Origin of the sequence: Virgisporangium aurantiacum, from assembly GCF_016863635.1 — a bacterium.
Taxonomy (GTDB): Bacteria; Actinomycetota; Actinomycetes; order Mycobacteriales; family Micromonosporaceae; genus Virgisporangium; species Virgisporangium aurantiacum.
Window position 1 is genome coordinate 47639 of the sequence record NZ_BOPG01000105.1, and the last position, 24185, is coordinate 71823.

Sequence of the window (24185 nt, forward strand, 5' to 3'; positions counted from 1 at the left end):
GCGCGGTTGCACCGCGGCTCCGCAAGGACCGGCCGGTTCAGTGCCAGTTCGCGTGGCCGGAATCCGACACGACGCAACGCTGGTCAGGCGAACCCGGACGGCGCACGGTCGTTCCATCGACGCACGTCCGGATGCGGGCGGCCGAAGGGACAGGGGAAATGAGTATGAGGACATCGATGAAGAACCGCGCGGTGGCGTCGGCGGCGGCGCTGGCCGCAGTGCTGGCCGCGGTGGCGTTCGGGGTCGCTGGCGCCGATCCGGGTACGCCGGCCACGGCGGCGGCGGCAGATACGGCGGTGCGTGGCGGGATCGTCCTGGAGGGTGCCGCAGGCGAGGGCACGGCGATTGCCGGGGGCATCGACGTAACCACCTTCTCCGACGCGGTCACCGTGCCCGTCAGCGCCGGCGGGGGCGGCGCCGGGCGGCCCACACTGACCGACCTACAGGTCAGCGGCGTACTGGATGCGGCGTACCCGGTGTTGTTCCGGTTCGCCACCACCGGCCGGCACGTGCAGACGGTGGTGCTGACCGTATGCACGGATCCGAAGCGGTGCGCGGCGACGGCCTACGTCGAGGTCGATCTCGCCGACGCGGTCGTTACGAAGGTCGCGATCGGCCCCGACCGCCAGGTCGACTTCTCGCTCGCGTTCCGGCAGATCACCTGGAAGTTCCTGCGGAACGGGGTGGTGGTGAGCCAGAGCCAGTTCGGGCCGGTGTAGCAGCGGTACGACGGGTTCGTCATCGATCCGCCCGTGGGCCGGGACGCCGTCGATGATGGTGATACGTCCGCCGTCTCCGCAGGTTGGCCAGTCGGACTGGTCAGATGGAGCGCCGTGGCGGGCGAACGCGATCCAGCGGGCCTGCATCCAGTTCGACACCCAGGTGGTGGTTGGCCCGCGCATGACCGGCACCGCTGCGCAGGAGTGCCGCGAAGACACCGCCGCCCGCGGCGTCGCAGTTCGTGAGGAAGGTACGCACGATCCGTTCGCCGAGCCTGCCGACATCGCCGTCGAGTAATCGACCGACGAGCCCGTCGAGGTCGAACGGGACATCGATCACCGCCTCGGCGAACAGGCCTGCCTTGCTCCCGAACCAGTGATTGACCATCGCCGCATCGACATCCGCACGAGCAGCGATCGCGCGCATCGTGGCGCCTTCGTAGCCGTGCTCGACGAACACTTCACGCGCCGCATCGAGCAGGGCCGCGCGCGTGTCGACCCCATCCGGCCGGGGTCCACGTCGCTCCTGGGTCAAGCCGTCGCTCACGTCGAGCATTCTCCGGCCCTCTCCGGGCCGGTTTCAACGAGTGATGAAATAGCCGTGCAGTCCCCGTCAGGCTGGGGCCGGCGCGTTCGCTGGGAAGCGGTCGATGTTGCGCTCCACCCAGACGCGTAGCGCGGTCAACGGCTCGCACGCGTCCCGGCCGAGGGGGGTCAGCGCGTACTCCACGTGCAACGGCACCGCCGGATAGATGGTGCGGGTGACCAGCCCATGCTCCTCCAGCCGGCGCAGCGTGTGGGTGAGCACCTTGGGGCTGATGCCCTGCAGGCGGCCACGGAGATCGCCGAAGCGCCGCGGGCCGTCCTCGAGTGCGCCGAGGGCCAGCGCGCTCCACTTGTTGGCCAGCAGGTCGAGCATGTCGCGGCAGGGGCAGGCGGCGGCGTAGGCGTCGCGGGGGCCGCACTCCTCGATCGACAGGGACATGCCCGCCATCGTACTACCCGATGGGTACTACTAGCCCTTGATGGTTACTACCCCCCTGGGGATACCGTCCGGGCATGAGCGAAATGATGCGCGCGGTCGGATACCGCGAGAGTCTGCCGATCACCGACCCACGGAGCCTGATCGACGTCGAGGTGCCGGTCCCGGAACCCGGGCACCACGACCTGCTCGTCCGGGTCGAGGCGGTCTCGGTGAACCCGGTCGACGTCAAGGTCCGCGCCGGCAACGACCCGCGCGGGCAGATCAAGATCCTCGGCTACGACGCGGCCGGCGTGGTGACCGCGATCGGCGACGGAGTTACGCGGTTCGCCGTCGGCGACACGGTCTGGTACGCCGGCTCGATCGACCGGCCGGGCACCAACGCCCAGTACCACGTGGTGAACGAGCACGTCGTGGGTCACAAGCCGGCGAGCCTGTCCTTCGCCCGAGCCGCCGCGCTTCCGCTGACCACCATCACGGCGTGGGAGACGCTCGACTCGTTCACGCTGGACGCGCGCAAGCAGCCCGGCGGCACGCTGCTGGTGGTCGGCGGCGCGGGCGGCGTCGGATCGGCCCTGATCCAGCTCGCGCGGGCCCTCACCGACCTGACGGTCATCGCGACCGCGTCCCGACCGGAATCGGCGCGGTGGGTCACGGACCTGGGCGCACACCACGTCACCGACCACCGTGACCTGGCCGCATCCGTACTCGCGGTGGCTCCGCAGGGTGTCGACTACGTGCTCACCGCGTTCTCGGCCGGCAATATCGGCGACTTCGCCCAGCTGGTACGACCGTTCGGGCACATCACGGCGATCGACGATCCGGCGGGGCTGGATCTGCTGCCCCTGAAGGCCAAGAGCATCTCGTGGCACTGGGAACTCATGTTCACCCGCCCACTGTTCACCCCGACCGACCCGGCACAGCACGAGCTTCTCGAACAGGCCGCCCGGCTCGTCGACGACGGGCGCGTGCGTACCACCGCGACCACCGAACTCGGACCCATCAACGCCGCCACCCTGCGCGAGGCACACGCACTCGTCGAAAGCTCGGCCACCATCGGCAAAGTCGTCATCGCCGGCTGGTAACCGCCGACAGGCTCGCCCGTTCCTGGATCCAGGCGTGTACGCCCGCCAACTACTCGACGAGGTAGTCACCCGACCGGTCGACACCACCCCAACGCCGGTGCATTACAACTCGACTACGACCTTGCCCTTGGCGTGGCCCTGTTCAAGGTAGGCGAAGCCGTCGGCGATCTGCTCGAACGGGAAGACCCGGTCGGTCACCGTCTTCAGCGTGCCCTTGTCGACCAGGGCGGCCAGCAGGTCGAGGTCCTCTCCGCTCGGGTGCATGAACATGTACCGGTAGCCGACGCCCCTGCGTCGGGCCTGGCGACGGATCGTGGCGCTGGCCGCCCAGAACGCGACGGCGAGCAGCGGGCCGGCACCCAGGTCTACACGTGCGGTGGTCGGTTCGGGGACTCCCGCGATCGAGACCGTTCTGGCTCCCCGTTTGAGGATGGCGAAGCTGTCCGGCAGGTCCTGTCCCCCGGTCAGGTCGAGGGCGCCGTCGTAGTCGGCCAAGGCGTCCTTGAACCTCTGCTTCCGATAGTTGACAACCGTCGTCGCCCCGAGAGACCGCACCAGTTCTTCGCCGCGGGGTGACGCCGTGGTGGCCACCTCCGCCCCCATCCAGACGGCCAGTTGGATTGCGTAGGTGCCGACGCCCCCGGCCCCGCCGGAGATGAACACCCGGTCGTCTGCGGCGACGGCCAGTTCGCGCAGCGCCTGCAGGGCGGTCAACCCGGCCAGCGGCAGCCCGGCCGCATCGGTGAAGTCCAGTGACTCCGGCATCTTCGCCACGTGAATCTCGTTGACCACGGAGTAGGGGGCATAGGCGCCCAGCCTCTTCTTGTCCACCCTGGCGAACACCCGGTCTCCTTCCGCGAAACGGGTGACGCCGACACCCACGCCCTCGACCACACCGGACAGTTCACTGCCCGCCACCCGCGGCAGGTCGAGGCGGTTCACCAACCGCATCTTGCCTTCGCGGATCTTGTGGTCGACCGGATTCAGCCCTGCAGCCCGCACCCGGATGAGCACCTCGCCGTCGCCGGCCACCGGTTCGGGGACATCACGCAGTTCCATGGCGTTCGCGTCCCCGTACCGGGTCAGCACGTATGCCCGCATGTCAAGCCGCCCTCCCGCCGTTGGAGCCCAGTCCGGAACAGGTTGTCACACCTCGGTCCACGGCGAGGATCTGTAGTTCGGCACCCGGAATGACCTCGGCCATCCGTCGGAACTCGGGGGCCGGCTACCGGCCGACTACCATCGATGAGGTGGACGGAGTCCGGCTCGGTGTCGACGTGGGGTCGTCGAATACCGTGGCCGTGCTGACCGGCCCGGACGGCGTGGTGCGGCCGGTGCTGTTCGACGGGTTCGAATTGCTGCCGTCGGCGGTTCTGCGCGACGAGAACGGGGTGTTGCACTGCGGGGTGGATGCGCTGCATCTGGGTCGTACCCGGCCGCAGGCGCTGGAGCTGTACCCGAAGCGGTGTGTCGACGATGGCACGGTGCTGCTCGACGGCGTCGAGGTTGCGGTGCCGGCCCTTGTCGCCGCGCTGGTGAGGCGGGCGGTCGCCGAGGCCGCTCGGGTCGTCGGGCACCAGCAGGTTGAGGTGACGCTCACCTACCCGGCCGGGTGGGGTGAGCGCCGGCGCTCGGTGTTGCTGGCCGCAGCGGGGTTGGCCGGGCTGTCCCGGGTGGCACTGGTGGCTGAGCCGGTTGCCGCCGCCGCGCTGTTCGCCGCAGCCGACGGCGGTGGGGTGCCGGTGGGGGGTCACGTCGTGGTGTACGACGCGGGCGCGGGCACGTTCGATACCGCGGTGCTGCGCCGCACGCGGGACGGGTTCGACGTGCGTGCCCACCGTGGGCTCAGCGGTGCCGGCGGTCTCGACGTGGACGCGGCGGTCGTGACGCACCTGGGCCGGCGGTTCGGCCCGCGGGATACCGGGCGCTGGCAGCGTCTGATCAGCCCGGACGCCGACGGCGACCGACGGGCCGCCCGGCAGCTCTGGAGTGACATCCGGGTGGCCAAGGAGATGCTCTCACGCGCGGCGTCGACGGAGATCCATGTGCCGCTGTTCGACGAGGCGGTCATTCTCGGGCGTGAGGAGCTCGAGGCGCTGGCCGGGCCGGTTCTGCAGCCGACCGTACAGACGACGCGGCAGGTGCTTGACGACGCCGGACTGCGTCCAGCTGAGGTGGCTGGATTGTTTCTCGTCGGTGGTGGGTCGCGAATGCCGCTGGCGGCGACGTTGCTCCACCGTGCGCTCGGTATCGCGCCGACTGTGCGGGAACGTCCGGAGCTCGTGGTCGCCGAGGGCAGTCTGCGTGTGCCCGCCGTCTCGCTGTCGACATTGGTGGACGAGAAGGAATCCCGTCCCGAACCCGAGCCTGTCATGCCGTCGTCCGAGGCGGTGACGTCGACGGCGCGAGTCGCCGATGCATCTGACGGCCCACCGGAGCCGGCGGCATCCGGACCGAAGGCGAAGCGTCGGCTCCTGATCGGCGCGGCTGCGGTGGCGATCCTGATCGCCGGGCTCTTCCTGATCAGGCCACTCACCGGCGCCGGCTCGGGTGTCGGCCGCGGGGCCGGGCCGACGTCCAGCGCGCCTTCGATCACACAGTCCGCCAGCGTCACCGGTTCCGGATCGGTGGCCATGCAGACCGGCCTTCGGTTGCAGGGCCACACCAAGGACGTCACGGGCGTGTCGTTCAACCGCGAGGGCACACTGCTGGCCACGTCCAGTGTGGACAACACGGTCCGGTTGTGGAACGTGGTCACCGGTCAGACGGTCAGGGTTCTCGATGCCGGTCAGGGCTGGTTCCTGGACGCGGTGGCCCTCAGCCCTGACGGGAGCCAGGTCGCAGCCTCGAACTTCGGGCCGGGTGGAGGTGCCCGGATCGTGCTGTGGAACGCCAACACCGGTGAGCGGGTGCGGACCTTCGGCGCGACCGACGGCAACGGCTGGTTCGAGGACCTGGCATTCAGCCCGGACGGCACGCTGCTGGCCGCCGCCATCGGGCTCGGCAAGGACTCCACCCGCAACGAGGCTCAACTTTGGAACCCGGCCACCGGAGCCCAGGTGGCACGGCTGCAGGCCAGTCCCCGGCATACCGTGATCGGTGTGGAGTTCAGCGCCAACGGCGAGGTGTTGGCCAGCACCGGATACAACACCGCCTCCGACGAGCTCGACGGTGAAGTAGTGCTGTGGGACGTCAGGCAGCAGAGTCGGCTGGCCAGTCTGCCGGGCTCGCCGAGCAGCCCGGTCTTCAGTCCGGACCCGTCCCGTCTGGCCGTAGCGGACAGCCGCGACGGGAAGGTTCGGATGTGGGACCTCGCGGTGGGCAGATACACTACCGAGTTCGCCGGATGCACCGGACTACCACTCGCGCAGACGTTCAGCGCCGACGGCAAGGTGCTCGCCACCAGCTGCGACAAACAACGGATGGGACTGTGGGACGTCACGGGCAACCGACCGTTGGACGTCATCGGCGGCGGGCCGGCCACTCCGTCGATCGCCTGCTTCAGCCCGGCCGGCCGGATTCTGGCCACGGTGGACAGGACCGCCGCCTGGATCCAGCTGTGGAGCGTGGGAGCGGGCTGAGTTGCTCGGCTGTACTTGTCGCGGCAGCTTCGCGGTCGGCGATCAGGTCCAAGGGTGTCGGCGTAGGATGCCCGGATACAAGGTGGTGAGATGCGCATGGGCGGTCGCGGGCAGCTCGGGGTCGGAGAGCGGGCCGCCGACTTTGTCACGGGCGGTCCGTCTGGTGTGCCCGCGCGGTTCTACGCGTACGCGGGTGGCCGCCCGACGGCGGTGGTCTTCTGTGATGCGGAGAGCGATCCGCGGCTGGTCGATCTCGCCGGCCGGCTGGCGGTCCGTGAGGATGTCGCGCTGTGCTGTGTGGCCCCGAACGGGGCTACTCGTGTGGCGGACGTGCCGATGTGGTCCGATCACGACGGTCTGGTCGCCGAGGCGTACGGGGTGACGCCACGGGAGTTGACCGCGGTGGTGCTCGACCCAAATCTGCGTGTGGTCGGTGTCGTTGTCGGAGATCGCTTTGTCGACCGGGTCGTCGAACTGCTCGACGGCGCGGCGTACCACGATCGCCCGGTGGAGGTGGTGGCGCAGGCTCCGGTGCTTGTGCTACCGCGCGTCCTTCACGCGGCGTACCGGGACAGGTTGATCCGGGTGTGGGAGAGCGACGGCGGCGCCGACACCGGAGTGGAGCGGGCGGGGAACGACGTCCCGGATGCGAGCGTCAAGCGGCGTCGCGATCACACTGTCGATGACCACGCCCTGCTGCGGGAGTTGACCTCGGTGATTGGCCGCCGGGTGTTCCCTGAGATCGGCAAGGCGTTCGCGTACCGCCCGACCCGCTTCGAGGGGTTCAAGATCGCCTGTTACGACGCGGCCACCGGCGGCTTCTTCCGGCCGCACCGTGACAACCTCACGCCGTCGACGGCGCACCGGGTGTTCGCGCTCACGTTGAACCTCAACGACGACTACGACGGGGGGCAGTTGCGCTTTCCCGAGTACGGCAACCAGCGCTACCGACCCGAGGCCGGCGCGGCGCTCGTCTTCTCCTGTGCCCACCTGCACGAGGTGCTCGATGTGACCGCGGGACGGCGCTTCGTGCTGTTGTCGTTCCTTTACGCCGCCGCCGCTGGTGATCCCCGACGCACGGTCGCCGACAGGAGCCCGTCACGCTGACCGTAATGTCGGCCGCGTGGACGCCGTGGATACGATCGCCGGATGAGCCGAGAGTACGCGTTCGTCATCGCTGACGTCTTCACCCAGACGCCGTTCGGCGGCAACCAACTCGCCGTGCTGCCGGACGCCCGCGGCATATCACCGGAACGGATGCAGGACGTGGCACGAGAGTTCGGCTACTCCGAAACCACATTCGTACTTCCGCCGGACGACCCTCGGCACACCCGCCGCGTGCGCATCTTCACTCCGGTCACAGAGCTGCCCTTCGCCGGTCACCCGACCGTCGGGACGGCGTCGGTGCTTGCGACACAGGGTTTTGTCGATCCGGATCTGACGATGGTTCTCGAGGAGGGTGTCGGCCCGGTTCCGGTGGACGTCGACGGCACGTTCAGCCGCTTCACCATCACCGCGGCCCTACAGCAACCGGCCGACGAGCCGCCGCGCGCCGCCCTCGCAGCCGCGTTGTCACTGTCCCCAAAGGACATCGAGGATTGCTGGTTCGCCGATCTCGGCGCCGCCTTCTGCTACCTGCGGTTGGACACGGCCGGCACCGTCGACCGGGCCGTGCTCGACCGCGCGCAGTGGGCAGCGAAGGTCGCGGATCTGTGGTCGCCGAACCTGTATGTGTTCGCCGGTGACTTCCGCGACGGCGGTCGGGTCTACGCCCGCTGCTTCGCGCCGGCGGTCGGGGTGGAGGAGGACCCGGCCACCGGCTCGGCCGCCGCCGGGCTGGTCGCCAGCCTCGCCCTCCGCAGCACCACCCCCGACACCGAAATCCACCTGCAAGTGGACCAGGGAGTCGCCATGGGACGCCCGAGCCTGATCGACACCACCGCCCGAACAGCCGGTGGCCGGCTCGAACACGTCACGGTCGGCGGCTTCACCACCGTGGTCGCCACCGGCACGATCAACCTGCCCGACCCCTGACCGCCGTTTCCACCACGACGTGCCCGAGATCAGCGCGGTCCTGTGCCATGAGGTTACCTACGGGTCGAGGTGGTGGAGTTTGGCGCGGACGGTGTCGGCGTCGGGATGGTCGAGTTGGTCGAGGATGGTCAGGGCCTGCTGCCAGGCGGTCCGGGCGGCCTCGGTGTTGCTGGTGATGTGGTGGGTCTCGCCGAGATTGGTGAGGGTGGTGGCTTCCTCGTAACGGTCGCCGAGGCTCCGGTACAGCTCGATGGTGTGCTGATAGCAGGTGATGGCCTCGGTGTGCTGGCCGAGGTGGTGGTGGGCGTAGCCGAGGCTGTCCCACGCGGCGGCCTGCATGGAGCGGTCGCCGAGTTCCTGGAACAGGGTCAGGGCCTGTTGGCAGCAGGTCAGGGTCTGCTGGTGCTCGCCGAGGAGGGCGTGGTTCCAGCCGATCGCGTTGAGGGCCAGGGCCTGCCCGCGCTGGTGGTCGGCGACCCGGTACAGCTTCAGTGCCCGCCGCGCGTGGTCGAGGGCCTCGGTGCGACAGCCCTGCCGCCCCCACACGACGGCGAGGCCGACGTGGGTGTGAGCCTGCCCGATCCGGTCGCCGGCCCGGTCGTACAGGTCGAGGGCCTGCCGCAGCAGGGTGTGGGCGTCGTCGAAGCGGCCCAGCCGTCGGTAGGCGCGGGCGAGAAGGCGGTGGGCACCGGCCTGCGCGGTCGGGTCGGCCAGCCGGCCGGCAGCTGCCGCCGCGGCGCGTCCGGTGGCGGCCTGATCGTGCCAGTGCCCCCGCCGGTCGAGGAAGGTGTCGAGGGCCCAGGCCAGTCGCCAGGTGTGGGAATCGAAGCCGGTGGCGGCGGCGTGCTCCACGGCGGCCAGCAGCGCGGGACACTCGGCGGTGAACCATTCGAAGGCCCGCTCGTGGTCGGCGGGTGCTTCGGAGATGACCCCGGGTCGAGGTGGGGTAAGGCTGATCGGATCCCGGGCCGGGTACAGCAGCCGTTCGGCGGCGTACGCGGTGTGTAGGTAGTGATCCAGCACTCGGTGTACGGCGGCGCGTCGCCGCCGGTCGGGGTCGGTGGTGCGGCTCAGGTCGGCGGCGTATGCGCGGAGCAGGTCATGGAAGGTGTACCGGCCGCGGGCGTGTTCGGTGAGCAGGTTCGTCCGGGCCAACTCCGCCAGCAACGTGCGCGCCCGGTCGAGGGGCAGGGCAGCGGCGCTGGCGGCCGCCGGGGCGGCGATGTCCGGGCCGGGGTGCAGGCCGAGCAGCCGGAACAGCCGCGCCGTGTCCGGGGTGAGGGTCCGGTAGGACCAGGAGAACACCGCCCGCAGGTCGGTGGTGGGGGTGTCGCCGGTCGACAGAAAGCCGAGCCGGTCCTGGGCGTCGTGCAGGTCGGCGGCGATGGCCGTCAGTGACCGCTGGGGTTGGGTGGCGGCGTTGGCCGCGGCGATGGCCAACGCCAGGGGTAGCCGCGCACAGCAGGTGATGATCTCGTCGACCGCGTCGGGCTCGGCCGCGACCCGGCGGATACCGATGCGCCGGGCGATCAGGTCCCGCGCCTCGTCAAGGGTGAGCAGATCCAGGGGAACCGGGTGGGCGCCCACGGTGGCGACCAGGCCCGACAGGCGGTTGCGGCTGGTGACCAGGACCAGGCAGCCGGGAGAGCCGGGCAGCAGCGGCCCGACCTGGTCGGGGTCGCGGGCGTTGTCGAGCACGATCAGCACGCGTTTGCCGGCCAGGAGTGTGCGGTACAGGCCGACCTGCGCATCCGGGTCGGCCGGGATGCGTTGCGGTGGCACGCCGAGGGCGTCGAGGAATCGGCGGATCGCCTCGGCCGGGTCCATGACCGTGCCAGCTGGGTCGAAGCCGCGCAGGTTGACATACAACTGCCCGTGCGGGAACTGGTTGGCGACCTGGTGGGCCCAGTGCACCGCCAGGGCGGTCTTCCCCACGCCGGCTGTTCCGGCGATCGCAGAGATGACGACGGCGGTGGGCCGGTCAGTGACGGCGGCTATGCCGTGCAGCCGGGTGAGTTGATCGGTGCGGCCGGCGAAACTGGGTACGTCGGTCGGCAGCTGGGCCGGCGCGATCGGCGTGGGCGGCCGCGGGGCGGCGACCGCGACCGTACGTCGGACGTCGACCTCGTCACGCAGTATCGCGGTGTGCAGCTGACGCAGGTCGGCGCCGGGGCCGATGCCCAGTTCATCGACGAGTCGGGCCTGTAGCTGCTGGTAGACAGCCAGCGCGTCGGCTTGCCGGCCGGATGCGTGCAGCGCCAGCATGAGCTGGCCGATGAGGCGTTCCCGTAGCGGGTGGGCGGCGGCCAGTTCGATCAGTTCGCCAACGAGCTCGCGGTGGCGACCGAGCGTGAGCTCGAGGTCCAAACGCTGCTCGATCACGGTCAGGCGTTGTTCGTTGAGCCGGGCCGCGCTGGCCTGGATCGTACGGCCGGTGCAGCCGGCCAGTGCCGGGCCACGCCATAGCCGCAGCGCGGCCGTCATCTGGTCGACAGCTGGCCCGAGCTTTCCGGTCGCGGCCGATGCCCGCGCCTCGGTGACCAGGTCCTGGAACTGCTGGGCGTCGAGCTGCCCATGGTCGACGGGTATCCGGTAGCCGGGGCCGTCGGCGCGGACGGTCAGTTGTTTGCGCAGCGTCCAGACACAGTTCTGGATCTGCCGCCGCGCGGTCGGCGGTGGATCGTCGTCCCACACCGCGTCGATCAGGTCGTGGATCGGGACGGCCCGGTTGGTGGCCAGCAACAGCGTGGCGAGCACCTTCGTCTGTCGTGGGCCGAACGGTCGGGGTTGGCCGCCATTGGCGACGACCAGTAGCGGCCCCAGGATCCGGAACTCCATCCGATCCTCTCCCCCAGCGGTATCGATGGCGCTCGATTACGCAAGATACTCGGCCCGCTGCGGGGTGCCTGTCGGAAACGTGTCAGCGATTCGACTGCCCGCCGAGAACAGGTGGAGACCGGATGAAGACCGATCGGATGGAGCGACTGGCAATGCTGCCGTTGATGCAAGTACCGGAGTCGGAGAGAGGAAGGTGCCATGGCATCAACGATGAGGAAGTACGCGGCGTTGCTCGCCGTGCCGACGCTCGTCAGTGTCGGCGTCGTCGTTGCTGACGGTGCGGCGGCGTACGGGGGCCCAACGTCATCTGTTGGCACGGCTGCTGCCTGGGATTGCCCCACGAAAGCCATCTGCTTCTGGGACAGCTTCGGCGGCGTGGGTCAGCGGTGCTACTGGTCCGGCGACGACTCGGACTGGTTGGGCGGGTCCACTACGTGTCCATGGGCCGGCGAGAAGCCGGTGAAGTCGGTCCGCAACAACGGTGAGGACGAGGACTTCACAGGCGTCGCGTTTTACCGGAATACGGGGTACGGCGACCGGATCGGATGTACGCGACGAGGCCAGCAGGGCAACCTGCAGGGCGACTACAAGGTGCGTTCCCACCGATGGATCACAACCACCTGCGGCTGACACTGCCCGAAGGCCCGCCGGAGCCCGGCTTCGGTGGGCCACCGAGTGGGCCAGGGGCTCGGCGTTGCCGGGCCGTGAGGACGTGACAGTGAGGACGTGACAATGAGGACCATCGTCGACGCCATCGCCGGCCGCGCCGGTGGCCCGGGGACTCTCACCGTGCTCGATGCCGACGGTGGCGAACATGCGGTCGGATGGTCCGAGGTGCACCACCGCGCGCGGCGCGTCGCGACGGTGCTCGGGCGGCGCGGCATCGGCCCGGGGGCGCGAGTCGGCCTGCTCGCCGACACCAGCATCGATCTCGTCACGACGCTGCAGGCCGTCTGGCTGGTCGGCGCGGCGGTCACCGTACTTCCGTTGCCGGCGCGGCGGCCCGACGACGCCTACCTGAGCCGGCTGAGCCGGGTGATCGCGGACGCCCGGCTGGGGCTCGTCGTGGTCGGGAGTCCACTCACAGAGTCGGCCCTACCGTTGGACGCCTCGACATCGTCCGTGGCCCTCTCCGCGCTGGTCGCCAGGGCGCGGGCGGCCGAGCCGGCGACACCGGTCGTGACGTCGCCGGCCGACCTGGCCGTCCTTCAGTACACGAGCGGGTCCACCCGGGAGCCCCGTGGTGTGCCGGTCACCCATGGACACCTCGCCGTGAACCTCTCGGCGATCCGGGTGGCCACCCGTCACGAGCGGGTGCACGGCTGCGTGGTGAGCTGGCTTCCGCTCTATCACGATCTGGGCCTCATCGGCTGCCTGGCACTGCCGATGTCCTGCGGTTGCCCACTCGTACTGCAGTCACCGGCCGCTTTCGCGGCCCGCCCGATCGCGTGGCTCGAGGCGGTCGCGGCCTATCGGGCCACCGCGACCGCCGCGCCCAACTTCGCGTGGGAGCTGATGGCGAGGCTGCTCGCGGATCGTCCCGGTACCGACGCGGCCATCGATCTCGGATCGCTGCGCCTCGCACTGACCGGCGCGGAGCCGATCGACCCGGTGGCAATGGCGCGGTTCGCTGCGGTGGCAGGCCGGTACGGGCTGGATCCCTCGATCGTCACCTGCGCCTACGGCCTGGCCGAGGCGACGCTGGCCGTCACGGTGTCCGCGCCGGGGGTCGGACTACAGGTGGACGTCGTCGACCCGACGTCGCTGGAGACCCACGGCGCGGCGGTTCCGCCATCCGGCGGCGACACGGGCCGGCCCTTGGTGCGCCTGGGAGGGCCGGTGCCGGGCGCTCGCCTACGGATAGTGGATCGCGTGAGCGGTCGCGAGCTCGGCGATCGCCGGGTCGGCCGGATCGAGGTCACCGGGTCGAGCGTCGTCGGTGGGTACTGGGGTGAGGAATCCGCCGGGCCGGCCGGGTGGCTGCGGACGGGAGACCTGGGTTATGTGACCGACGGCGACCTCGTGGTGTGCGGTCGGGAGTCGGACCTGCTGTTCGCGGCGGGGCGCAATGTGTTCCCGCAGGACGCCGAGGCCGCCGCCAGCACCGTACCCGCCGTGCGCGCCGGGAACGCGGTGGCGTTCGGCGTACCGGGGTCCAGGGCCGGCGACCGGTTGGTCGTCGCCGTCGAGTCGCGGGCGTGGGCCGACCCGGCCGCGGCCGACGCCCTGCGGGCGGCGGTGACGGCGGCCGTTGTCGCCGAGGTCGGCCTCACTCCCCGCGCGGTCGTCGTGCTCGCGCCAGGTCGGCTGTGTAAGACGTCCTCGGGCAAGTTGCGCCGGGCCGAGATGCGGCGGAGGTACCTGGCCGGCCAACTCGATCCGGTTCGACCGACAACCGCGGCAGAACCCACAGATCGTCCACTCTGGACTTCCACGGAGGTACCCCGATGACGGCCGAGACGACGACCCCCGACCGCGAGCGCGACCATCGCGGCGGACACGCCCGCGATCGGCGGGAGGGATGGCGGAACGAGATAGCCGCGATGCTTGAGCTTGACCCGGCCGAACTGTTCGACGCCGCCCGGTTGGTGGACGACCTCGGACTGGACAGTCTGGCGATGATGCGCCTTTTCGCGTGGCTGGACGTCAAGGGTGTGTCCGCCGCCAACCGTAACGCGCTTCAGCGGATCGGTGACGTCTTCGCCTTGCTTGAGCGGATGCCCGCCAGGGGTGACGTATCCCTGGTCGTGGTCGGCATGCGGACCGGCGACGATCGGGCCGGTCTCGGACCGGCCGCGGTGACCGGCCTACCGTCGGCGGCGGGCCGGCGATCGCCGCTGGCGCCGGTGCTCAGCAGCCACGCGTACCAATTGACCCCTATCCAGGAGACTGATCTGCCGTTCCTCTACGCGTTGGCGGTGCACCCGGAGAGCAGTTACCGATGGCGCTACCGGGGTAACCCGCCATCGCCGGAGGAGTTCACGGCCGAGCTGTGGGGCCAGGTTCTGACCCAGTTCGTGGCCCGCAACGCGACCAGCGGTGAACCGGCGGGGCTGGTGGTCTCCTACGCGGCCGATCTCGCCCAGGGGCACGCGAGCATCGGAGCGGTGTTCACGCCCGATCATGCCGGCACCGGTCTCGCCGCCGAGATAACGGCGCTGTTCGTCAGGTACCTGTTCCACACCTTCCGGCTGCACAAGGTCTACCTGGAGGTGCCTGGTTTCAACTGGCCTCAGGTAGAGAGCGGTGCCGGCCGATTGTTCCAGGTCGAGGGCGTGCTACGCGACCACGACTTCTACGCCGGGCGGTACTGGGACAAGTACGTCTGCGCCGTCTATCCGCCGGTAGGCGACGCTCGGACGGAGTAGATCACAGGCCGGGCTGCGCCGCCTTCACATCCCCGTCGTGTTCGGCTCGACCCGTGACGCGACCACCCGTGTGAATGTCAACACGCGCCCGGCGTCGCCGCGGACCGCGTCCGCTTCCTCCCGGGCCAGCCGGCCGGTCGCCCATTCCTGGTCACCGAATTCCGCAATTGTCTCGTTCCACAGCAACCAGTCCCGCCAGCCGTCCTCCAGCGTGTCGGCGGTCTCCACCACGACCGACCCGCTGCGCTCCCAGGTCCGCCGCCACCACTGCGCGGTCCGGAACGTCCAGAAACCCGGGTCGGCCGACCACACCGACAGATGCTCGGGCAGCGGCTCCAGGTCGAGGTCGATCTGTGTGCCCGGCGCGGCCATCCCGAGCTGGCCGCCCGGCCGCACGCAACGGGCGAGCGTCGGCAGGTACAGCACGTCCGTCCCGAAGTAGTGGTAGGCGTCCACACTCACCACCGCGTCGAAATAGCCGTCCGCGAACGGCAGGTCGTGCGCCTCGACCCGCAGCGGGGTCACCGATCCCGAACCCGTGTCGGCTTCCAGCACACGTCGCCAGTTGTCCCCAGGGGCGATCCACAGGTCCGCCGCCGTGACGTGCACGCCGAACTCGCGGGCCAGGAACACCGACGTCAACGCCGTTCCGCACCCGAGGTCGAGCACACGCATTCCCGGCTCCAGCCGCATCGCGCCGGTCAGCCACTCGGCCAGCCACAGCGGGTTCGGCCCCATCAGGTTGGCCATCACCCAGGCCGGGTCGTACGCCGCGCTGCGCGGGTACCGCGGCAGGGTCAACCGCTCGGCCAGGACGTGCGGCTCGGCCGACGGTGGTTTCCGCAGCGCGACCGGCGCCCGGCCGTCGTCGGTCCGGTCGTCGGTCCGGTCGTCGGTCCGGTCCGGTTTGCGCGCGACCACCCGGGCGAACCCGAGCGTCCGCCCCGCGTCGGCCCGCAGCATCGCAACGATGTCGGCCGAGCCCCGCTCGGGATCGGCTGCGAGCACCGTCTCCTCCCAGGCCAACCAGGTCGACCCGCCGTCCGGGAGGAGATCCGCCCGCTCGACGTCCACCTTTTCCGACGACGTCCACAGCACCCGCCACCATTCCGGGGTGTGGAACCCGTTGAACTCCCAGTTCCACCCCGGCGTGAGGTGTTCGGGCACATGCCCGTCGAGCTCGCGCGTCACGCCGGGCGTGACGACGCCGACCAGTCCGCCGGGCCGCACGAACCGCAGCAGCGACGGCAGGAACCAGTAGTCGGTGCCGAAGTACTCGTAGGCGTCGACACACACCACGGCATCGAAATACTCATCGGCGAACGCCAGGTCGTGCGCCTCGGCGCGCAACGGGACGACCAGGTCCTCGACGCCCGCCGCACGGATCCGGTTCCAGTTGTCGGACGGGTCGACCCACAGGTCCGCCGCGGTGACGTGGGCGCCGTACTCACGGGCGAGGAACACCGACGTCAGTGCGCGCCCGCAGCCGAGGTCGAGGACGCGCGCACCCGGACGCAGGTCCATCACGGCGGTCAGCTCGTCGACGAGCCAGAGGGCGTTGGGCCCCATCTGGTTCTCGAGAGTCCAGTCGATCGGGTAAGCCGCGGCACGGCGCGGCGAAGAGTCGCTCATGGCGAAGAAAGGTCCTTTGTCGAGAGATGAAGGACCCGGGACGACGCGCTGCGTCAGGCCCGGGCCGCGGAGGCGGGGATGACGGACGCGCTGCACACGACAGCGCCCTGACCGGCGGTCATCAACCCACCTCCTCACGTCTCTCGAAGTCGACAAGAATCTACCAGACCGTCGGCGGGCCGGCTGGTACGCGCGATGGTAGCGCCAGACACCGCCGTACCCGCGCGTCATGTCGATCTGTGACATCCCCTGCCAGGGGACCAACCCATATCTTCGCCTGGCAGCCCGTCACGAACGCCGCGCCTCATGCCACGACGAGATCCACCGAGAGCACCGACCCGGTTGGAAAATGGTTCGTGTTGAACCTCGGAGACGAACCTTGGAGGCCGGGTCTGCCTGCCAAGACGGCCAGGATGTCGCCGAGTTGGCCGACCATGGTCGCGATCTCGTCCGCGCTCATCCGTGGCCTGGCCTTATGCGGGTTTGTGCCGGTGAGGAGCGCCTCCAAGGCGGCGCGGTAGCGGGCCAGTTTCGCGTCGCAGTCCCGCAGTATGGCGGCGGCGGTCGATGCTCGCTGGCAGGGGTGGGTCGTGTGGTGGTCCGGACGGTGGCGTTGATGGCGTTGCGGCGGCTGATGGGAGTGCTCTGCTGCGGCCCTTCGCCAACTGCATACGAGGTCGAGATCGCGGTGCTGCGGCACCAGTTGGCGGTGCTGCGCCGGCAGGTGGTCCGACCGCGGTACACGCCGGCGGATCGGATACTGCTGGCTGCCCTGGCCGGTTGCTGCCGCGGGAGCGGTGGCAGATGTTCCTGGTGACGCCGTCGACGCTGCTGCGCTGGCATCGGGAGTTGGTGGTCCGCCGCTGGATCTACCCGCGCACCGGCCGTGGCCGTCGGTTGGACGGGCACGTCGTTGAGCTGGTGGTTCGGCTGGCCCGGGAGAACCCGCGCTGCGGGTAGATAAGGATCGTGGGAGAGTGCCGCAGTCTCGGGTGTGGGTGTCGGCGTCGTCGGTGCGGCGGATCCTGCACCGGCACCGTCTCGGTCCGGCAACCCGCCGCAGCGGTCCGACCTGGACTGAGTTTCTGCGCGCCCAGGCCGGTGGGCTGCTGGCCACGGACTTCTTCACGGTCCTCGGGTGGCAGCCTACGCACTCCTGGCGAGACAACTGAGCAGCGGCTACGGCCGCGCGTCCAGCTGGTGGGCGAGATCGATGACGTCCGTGGCGACGACGTCCCAGTCCGACTCGGGCCGTAGGTCGCGGGTCTGCCCGGGTCCGTGCTCGGTCGGGCGCGGGATGAATGCCGTCGACAGGCCGGACCAGCGGGCCGCCGCGAGGTCGTCGTTGTGCGCGGCGGCCAGCATCACCTGCGCCGGCTCAAGCTCGAGAAATGCCGCAGCGCGCAGATAAGCCTCGGGCTGCGGCTTGTACCGCCGGGTCACGTCCGAGCCCATGATCACGTCCCACGGCAGCCCGGCGTTCTTGGCCATCCGGGTGAGCAGACCCAGGTTGCCGTTAGACAGCGGACCGACGATGTGACGCCGCCGCAGCAGTGTCAGGCCCTCGACGCTGTCCGGCCACGGCGGAAGCCGCTCCCACGCGTGGTTGAGGTCATCGACCTCCTCCAGCGGGAGGTCCAGGCCGAACTCGGCCAAGGTCGCGGTCAAGTTCTCCCGGTGCAGCTCAGTCAAGGTGACGAACGGACGACGCCCACTGCGCACCGGCTCCATCGACGGGTCGTACCTCGCCCGCCACGCATCGGCGAACGCCTCCGCGTCCACCCCGGCCTCGACCCGGCGGACGGCCGCACTGATGCCCGAGCGCCAGTCGACCACCGTCCCGAACGTATCGAACAGAACAGCCTGCACAGCAGCATCATCGACAGACCGGAACGATCGCATCGACGTCACGCGGCTTCCCTCCGGCCGAGACTGCTCGTCAACGAACACCGCCAGCATGCCAGGCACTCCGGTAGTCCTACGGCTCGACGCCCGCGCGGCCACCTGACGAGGTCGGCGGCCCCGCCGCCGCGTTCCACGTAGGCCGACGACTCCTCCACCGCGGCTTCGACGGGCTCGTCGACGATGGCGTAATCGCTGCCATCGGCCCCGACCGTCAACAGCTCGGCGTGCCGTAACGGCCGGGAAGGTCCATGTCGTCGAGCCCGTCGACCCGGTGGATCACGCTTCGGGGATCGGCATACCGAAGGTGGCCAGGGTGACGGCGTCGGGCTCGGGGCCGCCGCGCTTGCCGGTGTCCAGAGCGTCGATCGCGGCGAGTTGCTCGCCGGTGAGGTCGAAGTCGAAGACGTCGAAGTTCTCCGCGATCCGAGCCGGCTTGGTCGACTTCGGGATCACCTGACGGCCCTGCTGCAGATGCCAACGCAGCATCACCTGGGCCGCAGACTCTGGGCGAAGTACGGGTGCACCTCGATCTGGTTGACCGACGGCACCACCGTCGCCTTCTCCAGCAGCGTCGTCAGGTGGTCGACCATGAAGTTGCGACCCCGATCGCCCGGACCTTGCCGTCGGCCAGCAGCGTCTCGGTTTCGCGGACAAACCGCCAGGACGCATCGATCTGAACCGACCGCGATCGCCCGATCCGCGACCGAACCGTGCACAGCCGCAGCAAAGACACCCGACACGGCCTGGCGACGGCGTCGATGCCAGGAGTTTTATCTGCTGATCGGACCGTCGTATGTTCCCGTGGCGCGGAGCGTTCGCGAACGTGGCTGGGACGTCGACGAGGTCGCTGGCCGACAATTCACCAACTCGTCGATCCGGATGCCGTGGTCGCTCGACAAGGCCCGGCGGGTGACCCCGCCGGGCCTTGTTGCTTTCTCCGCGCGTCAGCTCACCGACTGCCTTGTTTGTTCAACGGTCGTACGACCGGACTCTTTGGCCTGGCCGGCGGTCTGCTGGGCCGCCTCGCGGGCGGTCTCCTTGACCTGTTCGGTCGCCTCGCGGGCGGTGCCGCCGAGCTCGTCAGCCATCTCTCGTGCAGTCTCCTTGGCCTTCTCGACCAGGTCGCCGGAGCGGTCGGCCACGGCGGCGCCGGCGCGCTTCTCGGCCTCGGTCTCGGGCAGGAGGGACGCGGTGAGCAGCCCGACGCCGAAGGCGATCAGACCGACGGCCAGCGGGTTGCCCCGAGTCTGGCGCGCCACCGTGTCCGGGGCCTCCCGCACCGTGTCGGCCACGGCGTGCGCAGTCTCCTGGGCCTTGTCGCCGACCGTGGACGCGGTGGACTGTACCGACCCGGCCGCGCTCGACGCCGCGTCCTGGATCTTGCTGCCGGCCTGCGACGCCTTGTCCTGCGCTCCGGAGACAACCGTGTCCCGCGCGCCCATCACCCGGTCGGTGACGGAGCGGACGCGGCTCTTGGCGCCTTCCCACTTCCGTCCGGCCACCCGGGTCGGGACGGTGCGGTCGGCCAGCCGGTCGACATCGTGGGCCAACTCCTCCCGCGTCTGTTCGATCTCGTTCCTCAGTTCCTCTGGTCGCGAACCCATTGCGCGTCCTCCCTCAGCGTCTCCACCGTCTGCCGTGGCACCGGGTCCACGTCCTTCATTCGCTTGCGGCCCACGCTGTAGAGCACACCGCCGACGATCGCCCACAGCACGGCGACGATGACCGCCGCCCATCCCAGCGGCATGACCGCGTCGAGCGCGAACACCAGCGCCAGGCTGAGAAGCACAGCCACCATGTAGCCGGCGAAGCCGGCGCCGGCCAGCATCCCGCCGGCCTTCCCTGCCTTGGACGCCTCCTCCTTCAGCTCCGCCTTGGCCAGCGCGACCTCCTGGCGGAACAGCTTGGAGACGTCCTGGAGCACCTCGCTCATGAGGTGACCGATGGACTCGTCCTCCACCGGCCGCTCGACCGGCCGGATGTGCTCCGGTTCGTACCCGGTGGTCATCGCAGGCCGCCCTGCCGCGGGTCCGGGTCGGGATAGTACGGCGGCGGAGTCGCCGGGGTCACGGGCGATTCCGCGGGCGGGAACGCCTCGACGACACGCGGGTCGGCGACCACCGGCTCCACATAGACCGGCTCGGTGACGACCCGCTCGGTGTACGTGTCGGCAACGACCGGTGCCGCGGTTCCGGCGGGCGTGGTCGGCGGAACCGAGTAGGAAGCGGTGTCCGCCTCGGCCAACCGCGTCGCCTGCGTACGCGTATCCGTAGCGGGCGAAGCCGACTGTTCCTGCTGGGCCTTCCACACGTTCTTGCCGAGCCGGCCCACCAGGAACCCCGCCGCCACCGCACCAGCCAGGAACGCGAAGGGCCTCCGCCGGGCGAAGTCGGTCAGCTCCGACACGACGCCTTCCGGGCCGCGGTCGGCGAGAAAGTCGGCCACCCGCTGGCCGCGCCGGCCGAGATCGCTGACCAGCGCCTTGCCGGGCGAGTCGCCGTCACGGCCCATCTCGGCGAACTCGTCGGAGAGCCCGCGCAGCCGGTCCACCAGTTGGTTGTGCTGTCCGCGCACCCGATCCGTCGCCTGGACCTTCGCCTGCGACGCGATGCGCTGCACCTGGCTGCGGGCCTCGCCCACAACGGCACCGGCCTGCTCCTTGGCCGTACCCGCGACGTTGCGGGCCTCGTCCTTCGCCGTCTCCATAGCCGTTTCCGCGGCGACGGCGGCCTTCGAACTACCGTCGTCCGCATCATGGGCTCCGGTGTAGGCAGGTGCGCGTGCGTACGTGTCCTGATCGTGCATGGGATTGCTCCTCTGTCCAGGGGTCGTTCCCGGAGCTACCCACCGCCGGCGCACCTATGCCACCTCGCCGATAGGTCATTTGCCGAGGTCCGGGATGGGTCTGGACGAGCGGAACTTGGTGATGGAGACCCGAGAACGCAACGACACTCTCGCGTCCCTCGACTTCCAGGTCGGCCGGTCAAAAGCCCTCGCGAACACCGCGGCCTGCGCAACGACGAATGTCGCCAGGCGTGCTTTCTGTTCCAGGCAGGGTAGCTGTGCGGTATCACTTCAGAACAAGGCTCGGACGAAGCAGTCCGGCTCGACGGCCTCATACACCACTACATCCGCACCACCCAAATGCCGCGAGGGCTCCGCTGGTGCGGATCCGGTGGTTCTACAACTACGACGGGGTGGTTGACCCGTCCGGCACGACACCCTGGCGTGGAGACTGAACGCATTACCGGCAAATAGATCGTATGGACTACCGCTACCGGCGCCGCCGTCGTCAGGTGTCGCCCTCTGCCCGCCGCTTCACGATGTCATATGCCAGGTGCAGGAAGTCGGCACCGGCCACAGCCGTTGCGGTGGCCGCGACCATACGGGTCAGCCGCGGTGCGAGCACCATTCCGGTGGTCAACGCGGTCGCGCTCCAGACCGCGGCGCAGAAGGGACAGGTCAACAGTTCCCCGGCGGCGTGGCGGAGGCCGTGCCGGTGGCGGACGGACTCGTTGAGCTCGCCCGCACCGGCGGGGCCGTCGAATCTCGTCAAGGGCGACCGCAGCGGGCTGGTGACGGCGTCCTTCGTCACCAGCCGGGAGATTTTGTGGGTGGCGACCGTGATCATGGCCAGGTCCGGGAGCGCGACATGGTCGGGCAGCCGCCGCCCGGTCAACCGGACCACCGTGGCGACTGCCCCCAGTGCTGCACCGTAGGCGGTGATCAAGATCAGATAGCCGCCCAGGGGCCGCGACTCGTCCGGTGGTCCATAAGGTGCCACCGCGTCGCCGAGCTTCCGTACGGCCTTGATCATCGCTGTCTCCCTTATACCAGCCCGGTGCCGGGCACTCAGCTACCCGCCTGCAACGTCCGTAATCACGGTGGGCTCCGTCAATGTCGGAGTTGCCGGTCGGGCGAGGCGCCGGTCACCTCCAGGTCTTTGCGGCCGGTCGGGTGCGTCCGATGGGTTGCGTTGGTCCGGGCCAGGAAGGTGTCGACGGCGGTGGCGAGTTCGGGGCCGGCGGTGGTGACGGCGTTGTGGGCGGCTTCCTCGATGACAAGGGTGCGGGCGTCCGGGGTGAGGGCCGCCGCGTGTTCGAGCCAGGATTGTGGGGCGATCCGATCGCGCGCACCCCGGACCAACAACGTCGGCATATGACATCCGGGCAGTTTGGTGTCGATGCGGTCGCCTACCGCGTGTCGCAGGGTATTGACGATGCGGCGGGCACCGGCGTCGCGGATGTCGGCGTACAGGATGGGGGCCTGGCGCCAGTCCTCGCCGGGGAGGTCGCGGATCAACCGTCCGAGCTGTGCCGGAATGCTCGCGGCCCGCGGGTCGGTGGTCGGGCCGACCAGGATGAGTGCGGCGACCAGATCCGGTCGCCGGCTGGCCAGTTCGACGGCGACCTGGCAGCCGAAGGAGTTGCCCAGTACCGCGGCGGGGGTGCCGAGTGAATCCAGCCAGGTTGCCAGGACCTGCGCGTGCTGGGCGACGTTCAAAACAGCCGCGGGCTTGTCCGATAGGCCGAATCCGAGCATGTCCGGCACGTACACGTCCCGTTGGCGCAGGCAGCGGGCGGTCGGTATCAGGTAGCGATGGGAAACCGCGAGGCCGTGCAGGAGGACGCACGGGAGCGCCGTGGAGCCGCCGGCCAGTCGTTGGCGTACGTGCAGACGTCGGGCGCCGACCCGGTGCCAGCCGCTGGTGAACCCGTCAGCGTCCGCGGGCGCGGCGAGGGCGCTGCGCCGTTCCTGTCGACTGAGTCGCCCGGGCTGTTGACGGTTGCGGCGGCTGGGCAACACGTCGTACGGCAGCGGGGAGATCAACTCGACCGCCTGGAGGCAGCGGAGGCGGCAGAGACGGGGGTGAGTAGTTGGCGCCATCGGGCCTCGGAGTACTGGAACGGTGCCGTGGTGTCGAGGAACCGGTGCAGCGCCGGGAGGAGTTCGGCCGGGTCGGTCTCGTGCGGGTAGTGGCCTGCGCCGGCGATCTCGATGAGGTGGGGTTCGGGGAGTTGGCGGGCGATGTTCTGGTGGTGGTGCGGCGGGATTGTCTTGTCGTCCCCGCCCCAGGCGACCAGCACCGGCAGATTGCCGAGCAGACCGAGCTGGCGGGATGCAGTGACGGTCTGTCCTCGCCAGTCGATGACGGCGCGTGCGGTGCGGACGAAACCTTGCCGCTGGCGGGGGTCGGCGAGTCCGCGGAGTCCTTCGGCGAGCGGGCCGGCGTCCTGGCGTGCCGGGAGTCCGGGCAGCATGGCCATGACCGGCAGGATCCGACGGGTCAGACTCTGGGGTAGCTGGGCGAGGGCGGTGACGACGGTGTTCGCACCGGGCAGGGTGGCGGCCCGCAACACCGGAGACAGTTCGGGACCCAGGCCGCCGCTGCTGATCAGGATGAGTCGGCTGGTCCGCTCGGGGAACTGGTAGGCGAACTGCATCGCGATGCCGCCGCCCAGGCTGTGGCCGGCCACCGTGGCTGCGGAGCACCCCAGGGCAACCAGTAGATCGCGGAGGGCCGCCGCGTGCGCGCCGAGGGAGTAGTCACCCGCGGGGGCGTCGGAGTCCCCGTGCCCGGGCAGATCAGGGGCGATGACCCGGTGCGTGGCGGCAAGGGAGTCGATGATGTGCCGCCAGGTCCGGCGGGTTCCGCCGAGTCCGTGGATGAGCAGGAGCGGCTCACCGGACCCTGCTTCGGTGTATGCGATGGTGCCGCCGGGGATCGCCACCCTGGCGTCGATCCGGGCCGGATGGTCGGCGGTACGCCGCGGATGCCGGACAACCTGTTGGCTAGGCGGGCGGCGGGTGACGATGGTGATGATCTCTCCTGGTGGACGGGGTGACGGGCTGTGGGCGCTAGTCCCAGCCACATACCCGACCGACCGGCACGAAATCCAGAATCTGGAATCAATCAAGTTAACCCGGTCACTCGGACCGTGCGAGGTTGACGCGGCAGGGCGCGTTGCTGGCATGCTGACCGGGTTCCTACCTGCGTAGGCTGGGCGGTCCGGACACCCGCCTGCCCTGTACACGCGTAG

The 24185-nt window shown here is 69.9% G+C and carries 23 protein-coding genes; 10 read left to right on the top strand and 13 right to left on the bottom strand.

The window, feature by feature from the left end; translation table 11 throughout:
• Window positions 1–158: 158 nt before the first annotated feature.
• A complete protein-coding gene (locus Vau01_RS57345; RefSeq protein WP_204011645.1) occupies window positions 159–719 on the top strand; it encodes an Hcp family type VI secretion system effector in 561 nt (186 codons plus the stop codon).
• Between the two features lie 100 nt (window positions 720–819).
• Here the strand turns inward: Vau01_RS57345 and Vau01_RS57350 are convergent, their stop codons facing one another.
• Complete coding sequence (locus Vau01_RS57350; RefSeq protein ID WP_239152899.1) at window positions 820–1266, bottom strand: TetR/AcrR family transcriptional regulator; 447 nt, start codon at window positions 1264–1266, stop codon at window positions 820–822.
• Between the two features lie 66 nt (window positions 1267–1332).
• Window positions 1333–1704, bottom strand: a complete 372-nt coding sequence (locus Vau01_RS57355) for a winged helix-turn-helix transcriptional regulator (protein ID WP_204011650.1) — start codon at window positions 1702–1704, stop codon at window positions 1333–1335.
• 74 nt (window positions 1705–1778) lie between these two features.
• Here Vau01_RS57355 and Vau01_RS57360 point away from each other — a divergent pair, with 74 nt between their 5' ends.
• The gene (locus Vau01_RS57360; protein ID WP_239152901.1) at window positions 1779–2786 is read left to right on the top strand and encodes a zinc-binding alcohol dehydrogenase family protein; all 1008 of its coding nucleotides are present in this window, start codon (window positions 1779–1781) and stop codon (window positions 2784–2786) included.
• A gap of 102 nt (window positions 2787–2888) precedes the next feature.
• Here Vau01_RS57360 and Vau01_RS57365 read toward each other — a convergent pair whose 3' ends face one another.
• Window positions 2889–3887, bottom strand: a complete 999-nt coding sequence (locus Vau01_RS57365; RefSeq protein ID WP_204011652.1) for an NADP-dependent oxidoreductase — start codon at window positions 3885–3887, stop codon at window positions 2889–2891.
• Window positions 3888–3907: 20 nt separating this feature from the next.
• Here Vau01_RS57365 and Vau01_RS57370 point away from each other — a divergent pair, with 20 nt between their 5' ends.
• The 3 genes from Vau01_RS57370 to Vau01_RS57380 all read left to right on the top strand — a co-directional run bounded on the left by Vau01_RS57370 (window position 3908) and on the right by Vau01_RS57380 (window position 8401).
• Window positions 3908–6367, top strand: a complete 2460-nt coding sequence (locus tag Vau01_RS57370; RefSeq protein WP_204011655.1) for an Hsp70 family protein — start codon at window positions 3908–3910, stop codon at window positions 6365–6367.
• 90 nt (window positions 6368–6457) lie between these two features.
• Entirely contained in the window at window positions 6458–7474 is a 1017-nt protein-coding gene (locus Vau01_RS57375) for a 2OG-Fe(II) oxygenase family protein (RefSeq protein ID WP_204011656.1), read from the top strand.
• A 42-nt stretch (window positions 7475–7516) separates the two neighbouring features.
• A complete protein-coding gene (locus tag Vau01_RS57380; protein ID WP_204011658.1) occupies window positions 7517–8401 on the top strand; it encodes a PhzF family phenazine biosynthesis protein in 885 nt (294 codons plus the stop codon).
• 57 nt (window positions 8402–8458) lie between these two features.
• Here the strand turns inward: Vau01_RS57380 and Vau01_RS57385 are convergent, their stop codons facing one another.
• Window positions 8459–11239 carry an AfsR/SARP family transcriptional regulator gene (locus Vau01_RS57385; protein WP_204011660.1) on the bottom strand — a complete coding sequence of 927 codons (2781 nt, stop codon included), beginning with the start codon at window positions 11237–11239 and terminating at the stop codon, window positions 8459–8461.
• A gap of 210 nt (window positions 11240–11449) precedes the next feature.
• Between Vau01_RS57385 and Vau01_RS57390 the strand changes: the two genes are divergently transcribed.
• The 3 genes from Vau01_RS57390 (at window position 11450) to Vau01_RS57400 (ending at window position 14607) form a co-directional block, all read left to right on the top strand.
• The gene (locus tag Vau01_RS57390; RefSeq protein WP_204011662.1) at window positions 11450–11869 is read left to right on the top strand and encodes a peptidase inhibitor family I36 protein; all 420 of its coding nucleotides are present in this window, start codon (window positions 11450–11452) and stop codon (window positions 11867–11869) included.
• Window positions 11870–11971: 102 nt separating this feature from the next.
• Entirely contained in the window at window positions 11972–13690 is a 1719-nt protein-coding gene (locus Vau01_RS57395) for an AMP-binding protein (RefSeq protein ID WP_239152911.1), read from the top strand.
• On the top strand, window positions 13687–14607 hold the full coding sequence (locus Vau01_RS57400; protein ID WP_204011667.1) for a GNAT family N-acetyltransferase: 921 nt from the start codon (window positions 13687–13689) through the stop codon (window positions 14605–14607). The genes Vau01_RS57395 and Vau01_RS57400 overlap by 4 nt, the downstream gene beginning before the upstream one ends.
• A gap of 24 nt (window positions 14608–14631) precedes the next feature.
• On the opposite strand, the gene Vau01_RS57405 is transcribed toward Vau01_RS57400, so the two are convergent.
• Window positions 14632–16239 (bottom strand): SAM-dependent methyltransferase, encoded by a 1608-nt coding sequence (locus tag Vau01_RS57405; RefSeq protein WP_204011685.1) that lies wholly within the window; start codon window positions 16237–16239, stop codon window positions 14632–14634.
• 780 nt (window positions 16240–17019) lie between these two features.
• Here Vau01_RS57405 and Vau01_RS57410 point away from each other — a divergent pair.
• Window positions 17020–17199: a hypothetical protein gene (locus Vau01_RS57410; RefSeq protein ID WP_204011687.1), complete on the top strand. Its 180-nt coding sequence runs from the start codon at window positions 17020–17022 to the stop codon at window positions 17197–17199.
• Between the two features lie 17 nt (window positions 17200–17216).
• A complete protein-coding gene (locus tag Vau01_RS57415) occupies window positions 17217–17411 on the top strand; it encodes a hypothetical protein (protein ID WP_204011690.1) in 195 nt (64 codons plus the stop codon).
• Window positions 17412–17418: 7 nt separating this feature from the next.
• On the opposite strand, the gene Vau01_RS57420 is transcribed toward Vau01_RS57415, so the two are convergent.
• The 8 genes from Vau01_RS57420 to Vau01_RS57455 all read right to left on the bottom strand — a co-directional run bounded on the left by Vau01_RS57420 (window position 17419) and on the right by Vau01_RS57455 (window position 24017).
• Window positions 17419–18198 (bottom strand): haloacid dehalogenase type II, encoded by a 780-nt coding sequence (locus tag Vau01_RS57420; protein WP_204011699.1) that lies wholly within the window; start codon window positions 18196–18198, stop codon window positions 17419–17421.
• A gap of 222 nt (window positions 18199–18420) precedes the next feature.
• Window positions 18421–18630 carry an aldo/keto reductase gene (locus Vau01_RS64245; protein ID WP_239152903.1) on the bottom strand — a complete coding sequence of 70 codons (210 nt, stop codon included), beginning with the start codon at window positions 18628–18630 and terminating at the stop codon, window positions 18421–18423.
• Window positions 18631–19088: 458 nt separating this feature from the next.
• The gene (locus Vau01_RS57430) at window positions 19089–19748 is read right to left on the bottom strand and encodes a DUF3618 domain-containing protein (RefSeq protein ID WP_204011702.1); all 660 of its coding nucleotides are present in this window, start codon (window positions 19746–19748) and stop codon (window positions 19089–19091) included.
• Window positions 19724–20152, bottom strand: a complete 429-nt coding sequence (locus Vau01_RS57435; RefSeq protein ID WP_204011705.1) for a phage holin family protein — start codon at window positions 20150–20152, stop codon at window positions 19724–19726. Before Vau01_RS57435 ends, Vau01_RS57430 begins: the two co-directional genes overlap by 25 nt.
• On the bottom strand, window positions 20149–20949 hold the full coding sequence (locus Vau01_RS57440) for a hypothetical protein (protein WP_204011708.1): 801 nt from the start codon (window positions 20947–20949) through the stop codon (window positions 20149–20151). The genes Vau01_RS57435 and Vau01_RS57440 overlap by 4 nt, the downstream gene beginning before the upstream one ends.
• Before the next feature lie 487 nt (window positions 20950–21436).
• Window positions 21437–21961 (bottom strand): DUF1360 domain-containing protein, encoded by a 525-nt coding sequence (locus tag Vau01_RS57445; protein WP_204011710.1) that lies wholly within the window; start codon window positions 21959–21961, stop codon window positions 21437–21439.
• A 77-nt stretch (window positions 21962–22038) separates the two neighbouring features.
• A complete protein-coding gene (locus Vau01_RS57450) occupies window positions 22039–22974 on the bottom strand; it encodes an alpha/beta fold hydrolase (protein ID WP_239152905.1) in 936 nt (311 codons plus the stop codon).
• Window positions 22971–24017 (bottom strand): alpha/beta fold hydrolase, encoded by a 1047-nt coding sequence (locus Vau01_RS57455; protein ID WP_239152907.1) that lies wholly within the window; start codon window positions 24015–24017, stop codon window positions 22971–22973. The genes Vau01_RS57450 and Vau01_RS57455 overlap by 4 nt, the downstream gene beginning before the upstream one ends.
• Window positions 24018–24185 lie beyond the last annotated feature (168 nt).

Excerpts from the sequence above, each read along its gene's own strand:
- Vau01_RS57345 (WP_204011645.1), top strand. The coding sequence starts at position 159 with ATGAGTATGAGGACATCGATGAAGAACCGCGCGGTGGCGTCGGCGGCG.
- Vau01_RS57355 (WP_204011650.1), bottom strand. The coding sequence starts at position 1,704 with ATGTCCCTGTCGATCGAGGAGTGCGGCCCCCGCGACGCCTACGCCGCC.
- Vau01_RS57360 (WP_239152901.1), top strand. The coding sequence starts at position 1,779 with ATGAGCGAAATGATGCGCGCGGTCGGATACCGCGAGAGTCTGCCGATC.
- Vau01_RS57365 (WP_204011652.1), bottom strand. The coding sequence starts at position 3,887 with ATGCGGGCATACGTGCTGACCCGGTACGGGGACGCGAACGCCATGGAA.
- Vau01_RS57375 (WP_204011656.1), top strand. The coding sequence starts at position 6,458 with ATGCGCATGGGCGGTCGCGGGCAGCTCGGGGTCGGAGAGCGGGCCGCC.
- Vau01_RS57380 (WP_204011658.1), top strand. The coding sequence starts at position 7,517 with ATGAGCCGAGAGTACGCGTTCGTCATCGCTGACGTCTTCACCCAGACG.
- Vau01_RS57385 (WP_204011660.1), bottom strand. The coding sequence starts at position 11,239 with ATGGAGTTCCGGATCCTGGGGCCGCTACTGGTCGTCGCCAATGGCGGC.
- Vau01_RS57390 (WP_204011662.1), top strand. The coding sequence starts at position 11,450 with ATGAGGAAGTACGCGGCGTTGCTCGCCGTGCCGACGCTCGTCAGTGTC.
- Vau01_RS57395 (WP_239152911.1), top strand. The coding sequence starts at position 11,972 with ATGAGGACCATCGTCGACGCCATCGCCGGCCGCGCCGGTGGCCCGGGG.
- Vau01_RS57400 (WP_204011667.1), top strand. The coding sequence starts at position 13,687 with ATGACGGCCGAGACGACGACCCCCGACCGCGAGCGCGACCATCGCGGC.
- Vau01_RS57405 (WP_204011685.1), bottom strand. The coding sequence starts at position 16,239 with ATGAGCGACTCTTCGCCGCGCCGTGCCGCGGCTTACCCGATCGACTGG.
- Vau01_RS57420 (WP_204011699.1), bottom strand. The coding sequence starts at position 18,198 with ATGCTGGCGGTGTTCGTTGACGAGCAGTCTCGGCCGGAGGGAAGCCGC.
- Vau01_RS64245 (WP_239152903.1), bottom strand. The coding sequence starts at position 18,630 with ATGCTGCGTTGGCATCTGCAGCAGGGCCGTCAGGTGATCCCGAAGTCG.
- Vau01_RS57430 (WP_204011702.1), bottom strand. The coding sequence starts at position 19,748 with ATGGGTTCGCGACCAGAGGAACTGAGGAACGAGATCGAACAGACGCGG.
- Vau01_RS57435 (WP_204011705.1), bottom strand. The coding sequence starts at position 20,152 with ATGACCACCGGGTACGAACCGGAGCACATCCGGCCGGTCGAGCGGCCG.
- Vau01_RS57440 (WP_204011708.1), bottom strand. The coding sequence starts at position 20,949 with ATGCACGATCAGGACACGTACGCACGCGCACCTGCCTACACCGGAGCC.
- Vau01_RS57445 (WP_204011710.1), bottom strand. The coding sequence starts at position 21,961 with ATGATCAAGGCCGTACGGAAGCTCGGCGACGCGGTGGCACCTTATGGA.